Annotated in this window: 19 protein-coding genes and 3 pseudogenes; 9 read left to right on the top strand and 13 right to left on the bottom strand. The window is 61.9% G+C overall.

Going from position 1 to position 19,034, the window contains the following annotated elements:
* Positions 1-35: 35 nt before the first annotated feature.
* Positions 36-1,142, bottom strand: a complete 1,107-nt coding sequence (locus EAH84_RS14440) for a sensor histidine kinase (RefSeq protein ID WP_140872695.1) — start codon at positions 1,140-1,142, stop codon at positions 36-38.
* Positions 1,143-1,304: 162 nt separating this feature from the next.
* Here EAH84_RS14440 and EAH84_RS14435 point away from each other — a divergent pair, with 162 nt between their 5' ends.
* A complete protein-coding gene (locus tag EAH84_RS14435) occupies positions 1,305-1,658 on the top strand; it encodes a response regulator (RefSeq protein ID WP_140872694.1) in 354 nt (117 codons plus the stop codon).
* A 381-nt stretch (positions 1,659-2,039) separates the two neighbouring features.
* On the opposite strand, the gene EAH84_RS14430 is transcribed toward EAH84_RS14435, so the two are convergent.
* The gene (locus tag EAH84_RS14430; RefSeq protein ID WP_140872693.1) at positions 2,040-2,381 is read right to left on the bottom strand and encodes a PilZ domain-containing protein; all 342 of its coding nucleotides are present in this window, start codon (positions 2,379-2,381) and stop codon (positions 2,040-2,042) included.
* 52 nt (positions 2,382-2,433) lie between these two features.
* Positions 2,434-2,625, bottom strand: coding sequence for a hypothetical protein (locus EAH84_RS16250; protein ID WP_206663979.1), 192 nt, complete (start codon positions 2,623-2,625; stop codon positions 2,434-2,436).
* Between EAH84_RS16250 and EAH84_RS16660 the strand changes: the two genes are divergently transcribed.
* The 3 genes from EAH84_RS16660 to EAH84_RS14415 all read left to right on the top strand — a co-directional run bounded on the left by EAH84_RS16660 (position 2,557) and on the right by EAH84_RS14415 (position 3,953).
* Positions 2,557-2,694, top strand: coding sequence for a DUF6961 family protein (locus EAH84_RS16660; protein WP_425326469.1), 138 nt, complete (start codon positions 2,557-2,559; stop codon positions 2,692-2,694). The genes EAH84_RS16250 and EAH84_RS16660 overlap by 69 nt on opposite strands.
* A 212-nt stretch (positions 2,695-2,906) precedes the next feature.
* Positions 2,907-3,170, top strand: a complete 264-nt coding sequence (locus EAH84_RS14420) for a hypothetical protein (protein ID WP_140872691.1) — start codon at positions 2,907-2,909, stop codon at positions 3,168-3,170.
* A 345-nt stretch (positions 3,171-3,515) separates the two neighbouring features.
* A complete protein-coding gene (locus EAH84_RS14415) occupies positions 3,516-3,953 on the top strand; it encodes a bactofilin family protein (protein ID WP_140872690.1) in 438 nt (145 codons plus the stop codon).
* Between the two features lie 112 nt (positions 3,954-4,065).
* On the opposite strand, the pseudogene EAH84_RS14410 reads toward EAH84_RS14415, so the two are convergent.
* Positions 4,066-4,269, bottom strand: a pseudogene (locus EAH84_RS14410) (IS6 family transposase); the annotation flags it as partial.
* Between the two features lie 282 nt (positions 4,270-4,551).
* Between EAH84_RS14410 and EAH84_RS14405 the strand changes: the two are divergent.
* On the top strand, positions 4,552-4,932 hold the full coding sequence (locus tag EAH84_RS14405; RefSeq protein ID WP_140872689.1) for a RidA family protein: 381 nt from the start codon (positions 4,552-4,554) through the stop codon (positions 4,930-4,932).
* Positions 4,933-5,244: 312 nt separating this feature from the next.
* On the top strand, positions 5,245-5,685 hold the full coding sequence (locus tag EAH84_RS14400) for a YidH family protein (protein ID WP_140872688.1): 441 nt from the start codon (positions 5,245-5,247) through the stop codon (positions 5,683-5,685).
* Positions 5,686-5,697: 12 nt separating this feature from the next.
* Here EAH84_RS14400 and EAH84_RS14395 read toward each other — a convergent pair whose 3' ends face one another.
* The 8 genes and pseudogenes from EAH84_RS14395 to EAH84_RS14360 form a co-directional block, all read right to left on the bottom strand.
* Positions 5,698-7,476, bottom strand: a complete 1,779-nt coding sequence (locus tag EAH84_RS14395) for an SLC13 family permease (protein WP_140872687.1) — start codon at positions 7,474-7,476, stop codon at positions 5,698-5,700.
* Between the two features lie 720 nt (positions 7,477-8,196).
* Positions 8,197-8,502, bottom strand: a complete 306-nt coding sequence (locus EAH84_RS14390; RefSeq protein WP_140872686.1) for a hypothetical protein — start codon at positions 8,500-8,502, stop codon at positions 8,197-8,199.
* 208 nt (positions 8,503-8,710) lie between these two features.
* A pseudogene (locus EAH84_RS14385) lies at positions 8,711-8,920 on the bottom strand (IS6 family transposase); the annotation flags it as partial.
* Positions 8,921-9,620: 700 nt separating this feature from the next.
* Positions 9,621-10,031, bottom strand: coding sequence for a low affinity iron permease family protein (locus EAH84_RS14380; protein ID WP_140872685.1), 411 nt, complete (start codon positions 10,029-10,031; stop codon positions 9,621-9,623).
* A gap of 311 nt (positions 10,032-10,342) precedes the next feature.
* On the bottom strand, positions 10,343-10,867 hold the full coding sequence (locus EAH84_RS14375; protein WP_140872684.1) for a hemerythrin domain-containing protein: 525 nt from the start codon (positions 10,865-10,867) through the stop codon (positions 10,343-10,345).
* A 138-nt stretch (positions 10,868-11,005) separates the two neighbouring features.
* Positions 11,006-11,578 carry a DNA-3-methyladenine glycosylase gene (locus EAH84_RS14370; RefSeq protein WP_140872683.1) on the bottom strand — a complete coding sequence of 191 codons (573 nt, stop codon included), beginning with the start codon at positions 11,576-11,578 and terminating at the stop codon, positions 11,006-11,008.
* A 347-nt stretch (positions 11,579-11,925) separates the two neighbouring features.
* Positions 11,926-15,066, bottom strand: coding sequence for a DEAD/DEAH box helicase (locus EAH84_RS14365; protein ID WP_140872682.1), 3,141 nt, complete (start codon positions 15,064-15,066; stop codon positions 11,926-11,928).
* Between the two features lie 19 nt (positions 15,067-15,085).
* Positions 15,086-15,619 (bottom strand): PRC-barrel domain containing protein, encoded by a 534-nt coding sequence (locus tag EAH84_RS14360; RefSeq protein WP_241656629.1) that lies wholly within the window; start codon positions 15,617-15,619, stop codon positions 15,086-15,088.
* Between the two features lie 611 nt (positions 15,620-16,230).
* On the opposite strand from EAH84_RS14360, the gene EAH84_RS15990 reads away from it, so the two are divergent.
* From EAH84_RS15990 to EAH84_RS14345, 3 genes are all read left to right on the top strand, one after another.
* Complete coding sequence (locus tag EAH84_RS15990; protein ID WP_161978416.1) at positions 16,231-16,371, top strand: hypothetical protein; 141 nt, start codon at positions 16,231-16,233, stop codon at positions 16,369-16,371.
* A 143-nt stretch (positions 16,372-16,514) separates the two neighbouring features.
* A complete protein-coding gene (locus EAH84_RS14350; RefSeq protein WP_338326044.1) occupies positions 16,515-17,039 on the top strand; it encodes an alpha-ketoglutarate-dependent dioxygenase AlkB in 525 nt (174 codons plus the stop codon).
* Complete coding sequence (locus EAH84_RS14345; RefSeq protein ID WP_140872680.1) at positions 17,036-17,860, top strand: DUF72 domain-containing protein; 825 nt, start codon at positions 17,036-17,038, stop codon at positions 17,858-17,860. Before EAH84_RS14350 ends, EAH84_RS14345 begins: the two co-directional genes overlap by 4 nt.
* 343 nt (positions 17,861-18,203) lie before the next feature.
* Here EAH84_RS14345 and EAH84_RS14340 read toward each other — a convergent pair.
* A pseudogene (locus EAH84_RS14340) lies at positions 18,204-18,716 on the bottom strand (IS6 family transposase); the annotation flags it as partial.
* Between the last annotated feature and the right edge of the window lie 318 nt (positions 18,717-19,034).

The raw sequence follows: 19,034 nt of genomic DNA, 5'->3' as shown, positions 1-19,034 counted from the left end.
GTTGAGGGCTTCGCTGGCGCAATGGATTGCCGAGCTTAGGCCGATCTTAGCTGTTGCTGCGCCTCAAACTCCACCTTGAAACAGGACCCTCCGTCGGGCCGGTGGCCGCTCGTCAGCTTGCCGCCGAGCTGTTGAGTGAGCGAGGTCACAACGCGCATGCCCAAGCTCTGGCCCGGAGCAGCCGGATCGAAGTCCTTCGGGAGATCGCGACCTTCGTCGGAGACTATCAGAGCATGCTTATTGGCGTCGATCTCGTAGTGAACCTCGATCAACCCACGACCATGTTTAGCTGCGTTCGTGACTAGCTCGTTGACGAGTAGGCCGATGGGCTGAACCGACGTCGTCGGGATATTGCCCTCATCGCCGGTCACAAGAATCTCTCGCCCGAGGATCGATTCGAGTTCGGCGCACAGCCGTCTGAGAAAGGTGATACAGGAGGCCTGATCGTCGGCGTCCGCGTAGAAATGGCGGTGTACCTGCGCGACTGCAGCGACGCGGTTGGCGGCAAGCTGAAGATGGCCAACCGCGTCGGCGTCCTCGAGCGATCGGCTCTGCATTGAAAGCAGCGCCGATACAAACTGCAGGCTGTTCATGACGCGGTGGTCGATCTCCCTCGCCATCAATTCAGCTTGGGAGACCGCTCGCCGGGCGGAGAGCTGCATCTCAATTTGATCCATCACAATTGCAGCAAGGTCCTTCAGATCCTCGATCTGCGACTCGTCGATAGGTCGGGCCTCTTTGTCGATGATACAAAGAGTCCCGAGATTGTGACCGTCGTCTGTGGTCAGCGGAACGCCCGCATAGAAGCGGAGCCCAAAGTCGCCCGCGACCAGCGGATTGGCGAGCGATCGGGGGTCGATGCTGGCATCGGTGAGGATGTGCGGATCGTTGGAAAGAATAGCGGACGCGCAAAGGCCGGGGTCGCGTCCGATTTGCTCGACGCCTAGCCCGTGGTGGGATTTAAACCAGATGCGATCCTCGTCGACGATGCTGATGATAGAGATCGGCACCCCAAAGCGGCGAGCCGCCAGCGCAGTAATTCGATCGAAGGCGCCGTCAGGTGGCGTGTCGAGTATGCCGTAACGCCGGACGGCCGCAAGCCGCCGGGACTCATTTGCTCGAATGATGGACACATCGGTCATAAAGACTCGCTTCTATGCACTGGGCCGGCATTTTCCGCCGTGGCGGCCTTCTGCCCGATCATGAACCAATGTCACCGCGGGAGGCAAGCAGCCCGTAGCTCAGCAGGGCAAGGGATCGACTGCGTAGGGGCTGCGTTAACAGGATTCGCGAGGAGCCCTGCAATGTGCCATGTTTTGATTATCGAGGACGAGCCACTGGTGGCGATGGCCATCCAGGATATCCTGGCGCTCCAAGGGGCAACCTCATTTGAGATAGTTGATACCGAAGAGGCTGCGGTTTCCGCCGTAGCGGCAAACGAGCCAAGCGTCATTACTTCGGATGTGAAGCTGCTGCAGGGGACGGGGCCGCATGCGGTGGCTAAGATTCACCAACGCCTGGGGCCTATACCCGTGATCTTCATTACGGGGACGCCCGAAGAGTGCGAGCCTTGTAATCCGCCCGGCTCGATTGTGCCCAAGCCTTTCACAGAGCAAGCAGTTGTCGCAGCATTTCATAAAGTGGCGCCCTTGGCGTGATGGAGCTGAGCGATCACGAGGTCGCTTTCCCCGCGCGCTACTCACCCAATCGGCGCTACACGCTAAGCCGTTTGCACGTTCACGTAGGCATACGACGGATTCTCTGCCAGCTGCAGCCTTGCCGATCTATCCGTCGCTAGCGGCGAATTGACGGCGGCTTTCGGCGGCGCTTGGTAGCCGGCTGAATGGCCGATTATACGGCGCATAGCTGCCGTCCGAGCATGGGTGAACGAATGGCCGGAAACGCATTCCGCGCCTCCAAAGAGGATAGGCCGGTTTCCACCAAAATCCCGAACGTGATCGCCGACTGGAGGGCAGAATCAGTCTCACAGCTTAGCTCACGTCGGTTTAATCAACGGCGTTTCGAAAAGCCGGATATGATCAGAGATCAGCTGTTCGGCGTGAGGCAACAGCCAGGGCCGCTGCTTCGACCGCGATGATCAGGCCCACGTCAGCATCGCTCATCGCCTGTGCGAACGCTACACCGAGGCGCCGCTGGTTCCTCCATGCGACTCGAGCAGAAAGCCAATGGACACCACAGCGCACCCGAATGCTGGAGCCGAGCGGCGGCGGATCGGCTGCATAAATCAGAGCCCCGCTTGTGGAGAGGTTCAGCAGGTGAACTCGGCGCGTCTCGCCCGCCGCACTCATTTCGGTCGGCTGAAACAGCTTGTAACGCGGCGTCGAGCGCAGATGATGCACTCCATCGATTCGGCTTGCCATTGATGCCCCCCTCACGCGAATTTCTCGATTGCAAGAAGCCGCCACTACTTGGTCAGTTCCACGAAAAGAGGGTTATGATGCCACGAAGGATAAATTTTGCTGTCGGCGGTCGCCCCTTTCCCGCGCCATGACGCCCGATCAGGAACGCTGGGCCGAGGCACATGCAGTCCTCGATCTGCACGGCGACAGCGTCTTCACGTTCATTGCCGCGCGGATCATCGAGCTCGCGCGTGACGGTGATCATGACGGCGTCGATCAGTGGCGAGTGATCGCGGATCGGGTAAGCCGGTTGCGGCGCGGGACGATGCAGTAGCGGTAGGGCAAGGCGGTGGGCGCTCTGACCGACGAAAGGGAGTCGAGCAGGCAGCAGCGTTGACCAAGCACGCTCGCCGTATCGATAGTCACCAATCAGCGAATGGTGGGGGGAGCCCCGACTTAGGACAGGCCCTAGCTACTGGGCGCCGAAGGCTTCACTGTGCCGGGGAGAGCACAAGGTATCTAGCGCGCTCAATTCAATCGAATAAGTTGCTGATCGCCGCGCCATCGGCACTATCGGCGTCGGGAAAGGAGGATTCGATGTCACAAGACGAGGTTCGACGCAAAGCCGATCGCCGCCAGGCGACGACTTCGCAATATGGCGGCGACGACCGTAGGATCGGCGAACGCCGCCAGCCCGTCGTTGAGATGACTGATGCCGCGCTTCAGTCCGCCTACCGGAAAACCGGTGGTGGGGGGCTTCGAGCACTTGCTTTGCTCGCCGAAATCGAGCGCCGCGGGCTTAACACATGAGTCGCGTGTGGACGCCGGAAGATGAGGCGAAGCTCCGCGTTATTTGGGGTGGCGATGTTACGCAGATCGCCAAGACACTCGGACGATCGCCAGCAGCTACGCGCGACCGAGCCATCCTTCTCGGCCTCGTGAAGCGGCGATTTTCGTAGTGTAAACTCGTCGAATCGGGCGAGAGCAGCTGATGGGGCCGCTCGCGAATAATACGCCAATTGCACCCTCGCTTGTATCGATTCGAGACACCTTGCGCGAAGATGATTGCCGAGCCGGTGCGGGGCTTAAACAGATTTGTTATCTCTGACGTTTGGCAGGTCGTCGTGATGCGACCCGAACAAAGGAAAAGCGGCGATGGCCACTGACGGACGAACCGGACACGCGAACAGCGAGGCAGCCGTGATCAGTGGCGGTATCACCATCAACGGCAGCATCGAATGCGCGGGCGAGTTGCAGATCAACGGCAAGATCACTGGCGACGTGCGCGCGGTCGCGGTGTTCATCGAAGTAAGCGGCAGCGTGACCGGCAGCATCGTAGCAGAGCGCGTTCGCGTTGCGGGATTGGTCGACGGCGAAATGCAAGTTGGCGATCTTGCGATCGAGCCGAACGGCGATGTCCGCGGAGAGATTCACTACGGTCGCATCAAGATCGCGGCGGGCGGCTTCATCGATGGCTCATTTGCGCGTTCGACCGCGGACGCGGCTTCGCGGCAGGAGCAGTCGGTCAAGCTGGTTCCGGCATCTTCGACTGACAACCCGCGACGCATGTATGTCGATAGCGCGATAGGCTGAGGAGATTGCCGTCTGCGTCTAGGATGGACCACAAAGCGCGGGCACTCGTGAAGCCCAGGCTGAGTTAGTTTGCGCCCCTCGGTCAGCGGGCGAACAGCGTAGCGATCTGCGCGCGCCGGCGAACATCGGGGCCGAACCTGTTCCACCACATCCGCACCGTCTCGTGGCAAATGTCGATGCCGCGCTCGAACAGCAGGTCCTCGACGTTTCGCAGCGATAGCGGGAACCGCACGTACATCATCACCACCAGCCGGATCACCTCAGGTGATGAGTTGAAACACCGGAACGGGCTTTGCGACTTGCGGGGACGTGGCATGGAACGGCGCTAGCGAGCGCGCCTTAACGGCCGGTGCACTAGCTTGACACGACCCCCACGTACATCATCACTACCAGGCGGATCACCTCGGGCGACGAATTGAAACGTCGAAACGGGCTTGGCGGAAGTGCTCCCGATTTTCGGCTCATCACCGGCCGCTATCAACCGCGCAGAGGCAGTGCCACGTTGATCTGACAAAGCCAGTTTTCGCGTTCCGGGTTGCAGTCCGCTGGTCATCGCGATCATACCGTGGCTATCGGATGCAACTTTTGGAAGATCTGCATGACACGAACGATCATCGCAACGCCGACGGCTCCCGCGGCACCGTCCTCTTACAGTCAGGCTGTGACAGCTGCCGGTCTGATATTTGTGTCGGGCACAGCACCGATCGACCCCGAGACCGGCCAGCTTGCCGACGGGTCGGTTCAGGTTCAGGTCGCTCAGTGTTTGCACAATATTTCGGCCATTCTCGAGGCAGCTGGAAGCAACCTGCAAAAAGCTGTTAGCGCCACGTTGATAGTCGCCGACGAGGACGATTTTCATGCTGCTAGCGAAGAGTGGATGAAGTGGTTTCCCGTTGATCCCCCAGCGCGGCAAGGAGCTAAGTTGCCGGTTCGGATCCCTGGCTTGAAAATTTCGATCGCAATGATCGCCGAGGCTTAACCCGCAATCATGCGCGCGAGAATTCACAGCAGCGTCGGTCGGTTTGAAGGACAGCTTATGGGGTGCGATAAGGCGACGCGGAACGGCAACAACTGAGCGAAAGGGTCGGGCCGCTTTGGTCCCGCCCGAGGGCAGGCGCGGAGCACGCCGCCGTCAATCCTCAAGCCAGCCGCCGCTGACCGATGGCGGTGCGTGGTTTTCCCATGAGCCACGGGCTATTGGCACAAGCGTTGACGACATCGTCGGCTGGCCAATTGTTAATGTGGCCGCGACGCCGATGATTGACCCAGACGCTCCTAACTTGGTGACCCGATGAGCCTTCCCAACGACCAAGCACAGCGCGCCACCGCAAAAATCGCAGAGAGCGCTGGCGTGTTGCAGGACAGCGCGGTCCAGCAGGTCGACAGCGCCGATCGTCGGACCGAGCTGGCCGCCGACCGGACGGTCCTGGCGGCGGAGCGAACCTATGCGGCATGGGTCCGGACTGGGTTTGCGGCCCTTGCATCTGGCGTCGGCGCGAAGACCCTGTTGGCAGGAATGGTGCGGCCTTGGCTGGGGGCCGTGGCGGGAACGCTCTTGGTCCTGTTCAGCGTATTCTGCTTTGGTGCGGGGGTGTGGCGGGAGATGACCCCGCACATCGTGTCGCCGGTTCCCACGACCCGGCGAATGCCTCCGCCCCTGTTGATCGCTATGAACGGCTTTCTGATGCTCGTCTCGCTAGTCGCCCTCGTCGGGATCTGGATGAAAAGCTGACCGGCCCGTCGATCATCCCGTCAGCGGCCAGAACCACGCAATCAGCGGCACCCCGACGATGATCACCATCAGCGAGAGCGGTGCCCCGAGCTTCGCATAATCGCCGAAGCGATAGCCGCCCGGCCCCATGACCAATGTGTTGCACTGGTGACCGACCGGGGTGAGGAAATCGCATCCTGCCCCAGTGGCAACCGCCATTAGAAAGGGGTCGGGATTAAGGTGCAGCCGCTGCGCGACGAGCACCGCGATCGGTCCGAGGATCAGCACCGTCGGCGCGTTATGCAAGAACGGCGCGGCCGCCATCGCCACGACGAGCAACGTGCCCAACACCAGGATCGGCGAAATCCCCATGAGCAGGTGCGCCAGCCCGCTCGCGATCAGCGCGGTGCCGCCGGTCTGGTGTACCGCCTCACTGATCGGCGTCAGCGCCCCGATCAGGATCAAAACCTCGGGTTCGAGCGCCCCGTACGCCTCGCGGATCGGCAGCGCGCCGATGACGATAATCAACACCGCAGCGCCGAAGAACCCCGCCGCGACTGGTACGACGCCCGCCGCGATCAGCGCGATCGCGGCAATGACGATCGCAATCGGGCCGAAGCGCTTGCGCGGATTGCCGAGCGATACCGTGCGATCGGCGAGTGGTAGGAGCGACAGTGATTTCAGGAAGTCGGGCAGCGAATTCTCGCCCGCCTGGACGAGAAGCACGTCTCCGGCGCGGATCGTGATCTCGCGCAGCCGCTGGGTGATGCGCTCAGAGCTGCGGCTGACCGCGAGCAGCTTGACGCCATATTCGTCCTGGAGCCGCGCGCGTCGCGCCGAATTGCCGATCAGTTGCGAATCGGGCTGCACCACCGCCTCGATCGAGCGCACCTCCTCGTTGGCCTGACCCTTTTCGACATCCTTGTCCGCTCGAACCTTGCCGAGCGGCAGCCGGTCGAACATCTTGGCGAGCGCGGCGTCCTCGCCCTGCAGCACCAGCACCTCGCCGGGGACGAGCTCGCTATCGGGCATGGCATCGCGGCGGCGACCGTCGGCTCCGACGATCCCGCCGATAAGGACGCCATCCTTGCCAAGTTCGAGGTCAGCGATCGTATTCAGCGTGTCGGGCAGATCGTCGGGGACGGTGGCCTCGGTCGAGAAGAAGGCTTCCGCGGTTGCGTCGCCCAGATCCTGGCTGCCCTGCCGATCCCGCGGCAAAATCCGCCAAGCGAAACTGAGAAATATCAGCCCGATCACGGTCAGTGACAGTCCCACGGGCGCGAAATCGAACATCCGGAACGGCCTGCCGATCGCCTCTTCGCGCACCTGGCTGACGATGATGTTCGTCGAGGTGCCGACCAGCGTCGACAGTCCCGCGATCAGCGAGATGAAGGACATCGGCATCAGCAGCGCGGATACGGAACTCCCTTCTTGCCGCCCGACCTTGATCGCGGTCGGCATCAGAATGGTCAGCGCGCCGACGTTCTTGGTGACGATCGAGAGCAATGCAGTCGCCGCGGTCATCGCGGGCACCTGGGTTTGCAGCGTCTTGAGCTTGCGCAAGCCGGGCGCGAGCGTTGCCTCGACCACACCCGATCGCGCGATCCCGGCGCTAATCACCAACGCGCAGGCGATGATGACCACCACGTCGCTGGTGAAGCCCGTGAACGCCCGTTTGACCGGGACAATGCCGATCGCGACTGCCCCGAGCAGCGCCACCAACGACACCAGATCGTAGCGGAACCGCCCCCAGGCGAACGTCGCGACGGTCAGGCCGATCAACGAAAACGACAGGATCTGTGGGGTGGTCAACGGCTCGGGCCTTCCTGATCATTTGCGCGGCGTTCCGGGGTCGATCGCGGCGCAGGACCACACAACCCCTACATCGTTGGCGGACATGTTCCAGTCGCGCCCCTCGCCTATCGACTAGCGTCGACGCCGTCACATCTGCGGGCGAGTCGCCCGCCGCAGGGCTGCTCGAAGCGTTAAGCCCATCCCGAGACACTGCGCGCAGCTAGAACGACAGCCTCCACGGCGAAACACTCACCCTTCAGGGCACAAAAATCATAGTAAACTAGTGAGACATATTAAGAACGCCCTCGGAGGTAACATGCCCGCTAGCAATGACTAGCGTCGCCGCCGTCGACCTTGGGGACCTTGAAAAAAATGCTTTCGTCGTTGGAAATGCGCAGGAGTACTGTCAAACTAACCAGAATCTGGTTCGTTGGCGTTCATTTGGGGCCTTGGAGGCCAGCATACGCTGGAACATAAAGGCACCCTTTGCCGAACAAGCCCAGGCTTCACGAACCCGTCGACCCGTCTCAACCGATCTGGAAAGCCGCTGCCCCATAGGTTTGACAGTACCGTCAAAGGTCATGGACAGATGGTCACGGAACCAGGCCTCGGCGGTCGGCGCCCATTTCGAGCTAGCGACCGTAAACCCACGGCGGATCCGAGGTAGCGATGTAAATCGCGCGTTAGGTTGCCTTCGAGAATGCGGGGATGCCGCGTGTGCAACATCCCCGCCTAAATTTAAAGGTTGCGATCTACCGCGTTTTCGGCCCGGTCAACGGGGCCGCGGTTCGGATCGTCCGTGCCGTCGAGGGTATTGCTCGCTCGGTCGATCGGGCCGCGATTGGGATCGTCAGTGCCGTCCAGTGCGTTCGCAGCGCGGTCAATCGGCCCCTTGTTGGGATCGTCGTGGCCCTCGACCGCATTCACGAGGCGATCGATCGGTCCGCGGTTGGGATCGTCGTGACCGTCGAGCGCGTTATCAATTTTTTCAGCAATCGTGTTGTTGGGCTTTTCAGAGCCATCGTCCATGCGATTGTCGTCCATTATATCCGCCTTTCCATAGTTTCCCGGCTGGGTGAACGGATAACTATCGTTTTGCAGCGGGGTTCCGGCCCAACCTGCGGAGAAGCAGAGAAAATCTGGCTGACCACGGTTGGGGGAGCGAGCAGCAACTCCTGGTTATGTCTAGCCCTCCTTAGGCTCAGATCTCCGCTCCCGACGAGGCGGAGCTTGGTCGGTTTACGAGCCCAGTGTCGTCGGCGAACATCGGACCGAACGTGTTCCACCACAGCCGCACCGTCTCATGGCAGAGATCGACGCCTCGCTCGAACAGCAGGTCATCGACGTTTCGCAGCGATAGCGGGAAGCGAATATACATCATCACCACCAGGCGAATTACGTCAGGTGACGAGTTAAACCGTAGGACCGGGCTTGGCGGCTTCGCACGGGATTTCCGGCTCATTCTCACCCGCTATCAGCCCACGCGGCGTCCTGCCACATTGGTCTGACAGAGCCGTGCCGATCTCTCGGTCTAACTTAGACCCCGCCATCGGCGTAAACATCCCCCGCCGAGCGGTCCGGTCGGGGTCGCACGATTAAGGGCGGTGGATGGAAAAAAGTCCAGTCACAAGCCCGACCAATAGCAGCGCGACGATGGCGAACAACGCAGCGCGCGAACGGTTATGACGGTACTGTCAAACTAACCAGAATCTGGTTAGTTTTAGTTCGATAACGCCTCATGGACCGGGCAGAGGGAGGGAACGCGGGCCGAATTAAACAAGAACAAAACACGTAATTGAACGGCCAAATTGCCCGGGTAACCATATAGTAGGTTGGCTGCCCTGTTGCTTTGACAGTGCCTGCACGGATGCTTGCCCGTGCCCGTAAGCCAAAGACGCCAAAAGGGCGATAAGTACCCAGTACATCAGAAGTTTCCTCAAATCGGCTTCCACGGGGAAGTAGATTGTGACGAGAAGCAGGCTCGCAGAACGGGGAGGCAGGTCGAAAACGGCCACCTCTTGGCCTGAACTCACCGAAACATATGAGCAGCGTATCGGGAATAAAGAGGAATAATTGGGGGAGTGCGGATAGCGCCAACCTACTTGGTAAAGTGCAGTGCGTTTGGTTGACAGTGCAACCAGGCGCCGTAACGCGGCGCTCGCTCAGCGCCGCTTCAACAGTTGATCCACGCTGGCCTCAGCGTTCTCGGTTGCGGGGCCGCCGCCCGCTGCCTCGCGTTCAAGCGCAGTCCGGATCGCACATATTTCGGTGTCCGTAAGGTGCTCGATACCGATGAAAGCACCGCGTGCATTGTCGAGTGCTCTCAACACCTCGTCGAGTTTGGCCTGAATCGCAGCTCCATCGCGATTTTGGCTGTTTTGTATCAGGAAGACGGCAAGAAAGGTGAGAACCGTCGTGGCCGTGTTGATTACTAACTGCCATGTGTCTGAATAGTGAAATATCGGACCGCAAATCGCCCAGATGACGACAAGGAGAATAGAGCCAAGAAAAGCAACAGACTGGCCCATCGCATTTGCACTATTGGATGCTATCTTTGTGAAAAAGCGATCCATCGACATATATTTACTCCCCTCTTGATGTCAGACTCGACCCACCTCGCAATATCCATTTCATTATTAGGATAACCGACCCGCTTCTTCGATGATATTTCCGGCTGCCTAGGCGGGTGTGCCCAGGCGGTCACAGAAGTTTTCGCGATCGCCGCTGGCATCATCGAAACCGAAGTCTTCGCCCGAACTACCTCCGCCTGCACCCACGCTGCGATGTACCTCGCCATTCCGGTGCGTCTAGCACGCTTAGATCATCGTTACTAAAATGCGTGATTGAACTCGAAAGGTGCCGCCGTTCAGCGGCACCTTCGAATTTACATCGCCATCAATTCCGCTTTCCGTGCCGCAAGCTGCGTGCCGAGCCCTTTTAAATCCATGCTACTGTCGCGACATTCCGGGAAGAGTTCTCCCTCTTCCTCTTCAACATGGTGCGCGATATATTCGCCCAAGACCGTGACTTTAGCGTCGAATAGCGGTTCGCCAACCTTAGACGCTTCAATTTGGGAGATCAAGTCCTTCGCGCTGGCGTGCTCGACCTCTGCCTCGTCGAGCAGGTCATCGCCGTCCTTATCAAGCGCATCATAAGCCGCCGGGTAAAAAATTTCCTCCTCGATCTGCGCATGCACCGTTAATGCCTTACAGATTTTGTTCGCGAGATCTTGCTTTTTGGCGTCATCATCGGTCTTGTCGAACGCATCAAACCACGCTTTTACTTCCTTGTGGTCGTCTTTCAGCAGTTTGATTGCATCTGCCGGCTTGGCGGCGGCGCTCGACGCCTTGCGCGTCGCGCGGGACTTTGTCTTGGGTTTCGCTTTTGACGATGCTTTCGCGGTTGCCATCTTTCACTCCTCCTACTGGGAGGTGCAACCGACGCGTCGCGTTTGAGTTCCAACTCTCTTTCAGGATGATGCGGACTCGTTCCACAGTGTGGAGATCCTGACGACCACGACTGTTGCCACAGCGTGGCGTGGCGCGTTTCAGCGTGCGAACGGCCGACTAAGATACGGAGAGTTGCGAGCGCCGAAGCGACGCGGCAGATCCACACACTTCGTGATCCCGATCCGCGCGCCCACGACCATGTCGGGCGGCTCGTCGCGGTCGATTAGCAAGAATGGTGGCACGAGGAGACTGGTCCCGTGCTGGGCGGCGTCGATCGCAAGTGCCTGCGCCAGCCGACCGGGGCCGGAGCACAACAGTCGGTCCGGGACGCCGCCGCGACGGCATCTCATTCGATCAAGCCCTTCCCGCGGTTCGATGGCGCGGATCAGCACCGCGCTTCCCGCGGCGGGAGACCCACAGACCACGTTGAAGCACCAGTGCCGGCCGTAGATCCGGTATACGTAGGCCGTGCCGGGCGCGCCGAACATCGCGGCGTTGGCAGACGTCGGACCGCGAAAGCTGTGGGATGCCGGGTCGGAGGCGTCATAGGCTTCCGTCTCGACGATCACACCGCCAACGCCGTCGACGAGAAGCGTGATACCGAGCAACTCCCGCGCGACGCTTTCGACATCACGATCGAAGAAATTCGATGGCAGTTCAAGCAAATCCATTAGCCTTCCAATTTGTAACCGGTTCGTGCGCCGACCGTTTGCTCCTCTGTGCGATCCGCCCCGCATCAGGGCGAGTGAACAGGCTCGGACCCCGGATAGCAGCTAAAATGCGGACCACATTCGCAACGACCATCAGCTCCAGACGGTAGCCAGCAGCAACGATGATTTGCAGCAGTTTCGTTCCGTTGCATCAGCCGGGCCGCTGTCGGCACACAAAGACCGGTTTCAGTCGCTCAGCTTCGACAAGACGGAGGCGAGCAGGGACCCTTCGAAGCGGTCATTCTCATGTGACGACAGCGAGCTGAAATTGGCAATCACGGGTTCATAGGTATGTGTCACCAGGCGGGTCAGTTGTCTCGCAGCAGATCGTGCAGGAGCGTTAGAATCCGCTGCAGCCGCGCGCCCGGTGCATCGATTCGTTCGCGTAGCAGCAGGCGACCATCCTTCGCCTCGAGGTTCGCGGTAGCTCCGCAAAAATCAGGTCGCGGCGTCAGCGCGATGGCCGTCGGTCCGGCATCAATCCGGGCAATACAGGTAGCGCGCGCCAGCAGCCGGGTTTTGGCTAGCGCAAGAAGGTCGTCGGCGGCCTCAGGTAGGTTGCCGAAGCGGTCTTCCAGTTCGGCCTCAAACGCGTCCAGGCCCCTCGCGTCGGCCAATCGGGCCAGTCGGCTGTAGAGCGCGATCCTGACGTCGGCCTCCGGAATCCACTCCTCCGGAAGCCGACCGGATGCGCCGACCCGCAGGACTGGAGACCAACGATCAACCTGCTCGCCTCGCGCCGTGCGCAGCGCCCCTTCTAGCAGGTGCTGATACAGGTCGACGCCGATCAGCTTCATATGGCCGGCCTGCGCATCGCCAAGCAGTTCGCCGGCGCCGCGCATGTCAAGATCGCGCGCGCTGATCGCGAAGCCTGCCCCGAGCCGGTCGAGCGCCTCCAGCGTGCGCAACCGCTTGAGCGTCGCCTCCGCGATTGGCGTGTCGGGATCGGTCACCAGCATAATCTGCCCGCGCCGCCCGCCGCGTCCCACACGGCCCCGCAATTGGTGGAGCTGCGACAGTCCGAAACGATCGGCGCGCCAGACGATCATCGTATTGGCGCGCGGCACGTCGAGCCCCGCTTCGATGATATTGGTCGCGAGCAGGACATCGCCGTCTCCACCGGCGAATGCGACCATCGCCTCGTCGATCTCGGCTGCCGGTAGCTTTCCATGCGCCGATCGTATGACCAGACCAGGGACGAGATCTGCCAGCCGCGTCGCCATCGGTTCCATGTCTTCGATCCGCGGAACCACGACAAAACTCTGGCCACCGCGACCCTTCTCGCGCAGCAGGGCGGTGCGTAACAAGGCCGGGTCAAAGGCGCCGACGCTGGTGCGGATCGGCTGGCGGCGAGCGGGCGGTGTGGCAATCACCGACACTTGCTGCAGCCCGATTAGCGCCGTCTGAAGCGTCCGCGGGATCGGCGTGGCGGTCAGCGTCAGGACGTGGCCGTCCGGGTTAAGGGCTCGCAGCTTCGCCTTGTCGCTCGCGCCGAACCTTTGCTCCTCGTCGATCACGACCAGCGCCAGATCTCGGTATCTGACGTTTTTACTGGCGACCGCGCCGGTCCCGATCACCAGTGCGATGGAGCCGTCGGCAAGTCCCGCCTTCACCGCCTTTTTCTCCGCCGCGCTGGACAGTCGCGACAGGCCGGCCACCGTCAGGCCGGTGTTGGAAAACCGTTGTCGGAATACCTCGAGATGCTGGCGCACCAACACAGTCGTTGGCGCAGCGACCACAACCTGTTTGCCCGCCAGCGCGGCGATCGCGGCGGCGCGCAGCGCGACCTCGGTCTTGCCATAGCCGACATCGCCGACCACCAGCCGATCCATCGGCTTGCCGGCGGCGAGATCGGACCGCACCGCCGCGATCGCGCGCGCCTGGTCAGAGGTCTCGGTGAACGCGAAGTCGGCGGCGAAGCGTTCGTAGGCCGAGACATCGGGTTCGAGCGGCGGAGCGGTTCGCCGGTCGCGCTCCGCGGCGAGCGCTGTGAGACCGCGCGCGCTGGCGGCAATCGCGGCATCAATTTCAACCCGCCTTTTCTTCCAAGTCGAGCCGTCGAGCTTGTCGAGCGCTACCGCATCCGCATCCGCCCCATAGCGCCACAGCCGATCTGCGTCGTAGACCGGCACGAGGCGGCGCGCAGCGCCCGCATATTCCAACACGATCGCGTCACCGTAGCCCTCCGCAATGCCGCCCGTCGGCGACGGCTCAATCCCGGCAACCCGACCGATCCCGAAATCCTCGTGCACGACCACGTCGCCGATGCGAATGTCACCCAGTTCGCCACGGAGTGGGTCGATGCCGGCGCTCGCGACTTCGCGGTCGTTAAGTGCACGACCGCCAAGCAGGTCCGCCGCCGCGACTGCCAGCACACCATCCCCCTGCCAGCCGCGATCGACTGGCATGGTCAGCAGCCCAATCGTACCAGTCGGCAGTGTCACGACATCGCGCCATGCAGCGACCGTCTCGCAAGGCACCCCAACCGCCTTCGCGATCCGCGGCCCCAAGAATCGCAAATCACGATCTGCACCCAAAACGACAACGCGCTCTTCACGGGCCAACGCCGCCTTCACGAAACGCTCGAATGCGCGCTGCGGTGCCTTGCCCTCGACGAAGCGCGGGACGGCAGCGTCCGGGCCCGCTGTCAGGTCGATCATTCGCCGTCTTGCTAGCGCCCGTTCCCACGCCACGGCGTCAGCCAATATGATGCCTCCGCCCGCACGCATCGCTTCCTTGGCTAGCGCGATGTAACGGTCACGCCGTTTGGCCACGCCCGGATCGGCGGCGACTTCGGCATCGGGCATGTGGTCGAACAACGATACCCAGTCCTCCTCGACTGGCGGCTCCGCAACGCGACCGATCTCGATGTGATCAAGCGCATGCAAACCGAGTTGCGAAACCGGATCGTAGCAGCGAATTCCAGCGATCAGGCCGTCCTGCACTTCGACCCGCACCGGGCTGGACGAATCTGCCGGAAACAGATCGACCACTTGCCCGAGCACCGCCATCTCACCAGGCTCGTCAACGCGGTCATCTGCGAAATAGCCGATGCCTTGCAGCGTCTCGGCCAGCGTGGCGATATCGATCGTATCGCCGGCCGTCAGCGTCGGTGGTGTCTGGTCGAATGCGATCGGAGGGGGATAGGTGCCAGACGCTGCTTCCGCCGTGGTTACGAATGCCAAAGTCGCGCGGTTCGGCGCCGCCTGTATCACCCGCGCCGCGCGTAACGCGGCCAGTCGCCGACCGACGTTCGACGGGGAAGCGGCGCCGGTTTCACCCGGCAAAGCGTCGCTCGATGGACTGTGGATTACCTGCGCATCCGGTGCGGCGCTCCGCAACGCCTCCGCGACCGCTTCAGCGCGCTGTTCGTCAATCGCGATGAAGAGCACGTCCCCTGCCTCCAGTGCGTCCGCCAGCCGGGTGGCCGTCAAGCCGACCGACGCCATCTCCCGCCCTTGGACGGACTCAGTCACGCGCAATCTCAGAGTCGATAGCGGCAGGCCAGTCGTTATGCGCCAGCACTGGCAACCGACTGAGCGCCGCGGCGTCCAGATCGCAGGTAATCTGCTCGCCGAACCGCAGCTGATCCGGACGCAGCGCGTGCAGCCGCTCGCCCACGCCGCCGACCCCGCCCTCTGCCACTACCACATAGGCAAGCCCGCCGCCGTCGCAGCGCATCATTCCGTCGATCACGGTGCCGATCGCGGTGTCGTCACGTCCAGTCAACGTCCCGCCGACCAGCATTCCCATCCCGAACAGGTTTGGCACCCGCGCCGCCGCACTCCGCAACGCCGCCGCGGCGCTTCCCTCCTCATGCCGAGCCTGTCGGCCCAACCAGCGCCAGATGCCGACCACGTTCACGAGGGTCAGGAAGCCGTTGGTGAGTAACAAATTAGTCTGGCCGGTGCCGAGCGCCACCGTCGACCAGGCGACTGAGCCCACCGTAAACAGTACAAACCCCCAACCGGTGACCCGGCTACCAAGGTTCGCGGCGGTCATGAGGGCCGCGATCGTGGTCGCGATGGGGGCGATCCACCCGAAGATGTCTTGCAATGGCGTTTCCGTGCTGCGCGGCGAGTGACGATCGCGCGATAACCGGCGACGGCGCAAAAGGTGCCGTCACATCGAGCGTTTTGTTGGCGATCGATGCGGTTGGTCAGGAACGCCCGCAGCGACCAGCAGATGCTGGTCGGTAGACATGCGGATCAGGCGCGGCCGCGCGAACTCTACTGATGTCCGGTCCCGCGCCGAAAAATATTTGTCGCATCGACTGTGCCATCGCGGCGCCCATCCCGGCGCGGACAAGCGGATATTTCTGCTCCCCTATTGCAGTCGCCCCCGCTGTAACCGCGAGACTCGATCGGCGCGATGTCATCCGGGCGGAACCCGGCCACCGCTATCGTAATCTGATAGCTGTCCTCGCTCTCACATTCGATGTCGAAGGGGGATAGGCGCGACGAATTCGCGGAGCGCTATGGAGCTGCAATCGAGCGCTGGCGTGCAACGCGCTGCAAGTGACGCACCCTGGGGTGTGCCACGCAGCCGAAGATCGCTCCGGATAAACCTCTGAGCGTCTTGGAGCGTTAGCATGGGAGATGAAGGAGGTAAGGATGACCAACATTAGCACCGAAAATGGTGACGACCTGCATAAATGCTCGTTCGACTTCCCGAAGCAGCGCAAGGAGCCTCTGGAGGTGCGGCGCACCGAACGCGATTTAGAGGTTCAACCAGGTGAAGAACGTCAGCGATGACTAGCGTGAAACGGCATGGACCCTGATTGAGAATGAATAACATGACAGATGGGAATGCCGACTTGACCGATCTGATCGGTGAATCGCGCCTGCCGGGGTTCGACACAAGGACCGATGTCGTATCGCGGGTCGAAGAGATCGGGTTGATCGAGCGCATCGACGCCACCGATCCCGAACCCTTTCGCTTTCAGGGCTGGCTCGGCAAGCGTCTGACTACGTCATACGGGATCGGCTATGATTTCGATGCCGCGAGGCTGGAACTGGCCGAACCGATGCCGGACTGGCTGATGCCTGTCCGCGTTCGCGCAGCGAAGTTCACAGGCCTCGATCCGAAGGACCTAACGCAGGCACTCCTGATTCGGTACGACCCTGGCGCCGGCATCGGCTGGCACCGCGACCGACCTTATTACGAGCATGTGATCGGCATCTCGCTTGGCGCCCCCGCCACGCTGCGCTTACGGCGACGCGTCGCCAAAGGCTTCGACCGACTCAACATGCCGCTGGCACCGCGTTCGATCTACCACCTGTCGGGCGAGGCGCGGCATGTCTGGGAACACAGCATCGCGGCGATGGATGATACGCGCTGGTCGATCACGTTTCGCAGCCTGTCGTCTTCGGGCCTTGCGGCTCTGCGCCGCACTTCGCCGACAATTCCGGTCCAACGATGACCACCGGCGCCCTGCCGCCCGCTGACAAAGCGGAAGGCCCCCCATCGGGCCATTGCGACGAAGCGTGGCCGACGGACAGGTCGATCCTTATCGGCACGGCGGGATGGTCGATCCCCAGGACCGCGGCGGACGCCTTTCTTTCAGCGGGTACCCATCTCGAACGATATGCCGCCGTGTTCCCCGCCGTCGAGATCAATTCCTCGTTCCACAGAACCCACCGCCGATCGACCTACGAACGCTGGGCAGCGAGCGTTCCCACCGCCTTCCGCTTCTCGGTCAAGATGCCGAAGGAGATCTCCCACAAGGCGAGGCTCGTCGATTGTGGCGAGCTGCTGGAAGTATTCCTGTGTCAAGTCAGTGGCTTGGGTCAGAAACTGGACGTGCTGCTCCTTCAGCTGCCCCCGAGCTTCGCTTTCGATGAGCAGGTGGCTTCCAGCTTCTTCGGAGTACTCAGAGCGATGTTAGATCCGGCGGTCGACGTGGCATGCGAGCCGAGAAACGCGAGTTGGTTCGCCGGGGACGCCGACGCCTGCCTCGTGCAGCACAAGGTGGCCCGCGTCCTCGCCGACCCGGTGCTGGTGCGCGGCGGGGACCGACCCGGCGGGTGGCTGGGAATGACCTATCGCCGACTTCACGGCGCACCGCGGGTCTATCATTCGGCCTACACTCGACCGATGATCGCGGAGGCCGCGCGAGCCATCGCGGATGAGCAGGATACCGGGACTTCGTCCTGGTGCGTCTTTGACAATACAGCATCCGGTGCTGCAACCAGCGATGCACTGGCCCTGTGCGCGGCGCTGAAGGCGAATTGCGCGCGCTAGGACTGCCGACCGCATATGGCGATAAAGGGAACCGCTGCCGACCGTTGAGTTTGCGTTCCGAGCTAGGTGCAGCCCGAGACTGAGTACAATCCGAGCGGCCTAGGCGGGTGCACTGCGCGGACGGCTTAAACTGAATCACACGGTCCAAAGCTCGCCAGTGGAGCAAGCTGAGCGCGATGGGCCGCCCACCGAGCCGGCACTGGTCGAACGCCGGGCCGCGCGACCTCGGTCAGTCCGCAGACGGATCGGGCAACTGCTCGACAAGCGCCGAGATCGCGGAACCCACGAAGCTGTCCGACACTGCACCGTCGATCTGAAGGGGCCGCATCACGGTGCGCCTCATCGAGTTCGCCCAGCGTCCGACCTCCTGCTTATCGGCGTTGCCGAGATCCCTCATCGCCGCACGGTACGAGCGCAGCCCGTCGGTGGTGATCGCCTCGGGCTTGCCGTGGCGCTTCAGCGCCTTCTTCATGAATCGCAGCGCGGCATCCTTGTCGCGGGTCCTGGTGACGTAGCTTTCGAGGATCTCGCCCTCGTGGTCGACCGCACGCCACAAATACACCATCTCGCCGTTCAGCTTCACGTACATCTCGTCGAGATGCCAGCGCCAATGACGGAACCCGCGCATCCGCGAGACCCGCTGGCGGCGGATGTCGCCGGCGAACATCGGGCCGAACCTGTTCCACCACAGCCGCACCGTCTCATGGCAGATGTCGATCCCGCGCTCGAACAGCAGGTCCTCGACGTTTCGCAGCGACAGCGGGAACCGCACGTACATCATCACCACCAGGCGGATCACCTCGGGCGATGAGTTGAAACACCGGAACGGGCTTTGCGGCTTGCGGGGACGTGGCATCTGATGACCGTACCGGGGCGCCGCTTAACGATCGGTGCATTTGGTTTTCTGTGGACGCCCCTCGGGAAGCAAGCAAAATCTGGAGATGCATTGCGCTTGGTCGGATGCTGTCATCTGTCCGGCCTTTGGAGCAGCGTTCGATGCTGCAGGCCTGCATGGGAGTTCGCGGATCGGATCCAGATCAGACAGACGTGCTCGAGGCACAAAACCAAATCCTGGTTTACCAATCCCGTCTCACCGACTGTGCGCCATGCCCTCCTTCGACCACTTGCCGCCCTACGACGACCTCTGATGACCCGTGGCTTACACCGCGGGCAC

The sequence above is a fragment of the Sphingomonas oligophenolica genome (assembly GCF_006438955.1).
Lineage (GTDB): Bacteria > Pseudomonadota > Alphaproteobacteria > Sphingomonadales > Sphingomonadaceae > Sphingomonas > Sphingomonas oligophenolica_A.
Note: the sequence above shows the minus strand (reverse complement) of the source record. Positions and strands in the feature narration are given on the sequence as shown.

Coding starts and splice junctions, on each gene's coding strand:
- EAH84_RS14435 (WP_140872694.1), top strand. CDS start 1,305: ATGTGCCATGTTTTGATTATCGAGGACGAGCCACTGGTGGCGATGGCC.
- EAH84_RS14360 (WP_241656629.1), bottom strand. CDS start 15,619: ATGACCGCCGCGAACCTTGGTAGCCGGGTCACCGGTTGGGGGTTTGTA.
- EAH84_RS14405 (WP_140872689.1), top strand. CDS start 4,552: ATGACACGAACGATCATCGCAACGCCGACGGCTCCCGCGGCACCGTCC.
- EAH84_RS14400 (WP_140872688.1), top strand. CDS start 5,245: ATGAGCCTTCCCAACGACCAAGCACAGCGCGCCACCGCAAAAATCGCA.
- EAH84_RS15990 (WP_161978416.1), top strand. CDS start 16,231: ATGACCAACATTAGCACCGAAAATGGTGACGACCTGCATAAATGCTCG.
- EAH84_RS14430 (WP_140872693.1), bottom strand. CDS start 2,381: ATGGCAAGCCGAATCGATGGAGTGCATCATCTGCGCTCGACGCCGCGT.
- EAH84_RS14390 (WP_140872686.1), bottom strand. CDS start 8,502: ATGGACGACAATCGCATGGACGATGGCTCTGAAAAGCCCAACAACACG.
- EAH84_RS14440 (WP_140872695.1), bottom strand. CDS start 1,142: ATGACCGATGTGTCCATCATTCGAGCAAATGAGTCCCGGCGGCTTGCG.
- EAH84_RS14345 (WP_140872680.1), top strand. CDS start 17,036: ATGACCACCGGCGCCCTGCCGCCCGCTGACAAAGCGGAAGGCCCCCCA.
- EAH84_RS14415 (WP_140872690.1), top strand. CDS start 3,516: ATGGCCACTGACGGACGAACCGGACACGCGAACAGCGAGGCAGCCGTG.
- EAH84_RS16250 (WP_206663979.1), bottom strand. CDS start 2,625: ATGATCACCGTCACGCGCGAGCTCGATGATCCGCGCGGCAATGAACGT.
- EAH84_RS14370 (WP_140872683.1), bottom strand. CDS start 11,578: ATGGATTTGCTTGAACTGCCATCGAATTTCTTCGATCGTGATGTCGAA.
- EAH84_RS14365 (WP_140872682.1), bottom strand. CDS start 15,066: ATGGCGTCGGTCGGCTTGACGGCCACCCGGCTGGCGGACGCACTGGAG.
- EAH84_RS14375 (WP_140872684.1), bottom strand. CDS start 10,867: ATGGCAACCGCGAAAGCATCGTCAAAAGCGAAACCCAAGACAAAGTCC.
- EAH84_RS14380 (WP_140872685.1), bottom strand. CDS start 10,031: ATGGATCGCTTTTTCACAAAGATAGCATCCAATAGTGCAAATGCGATG.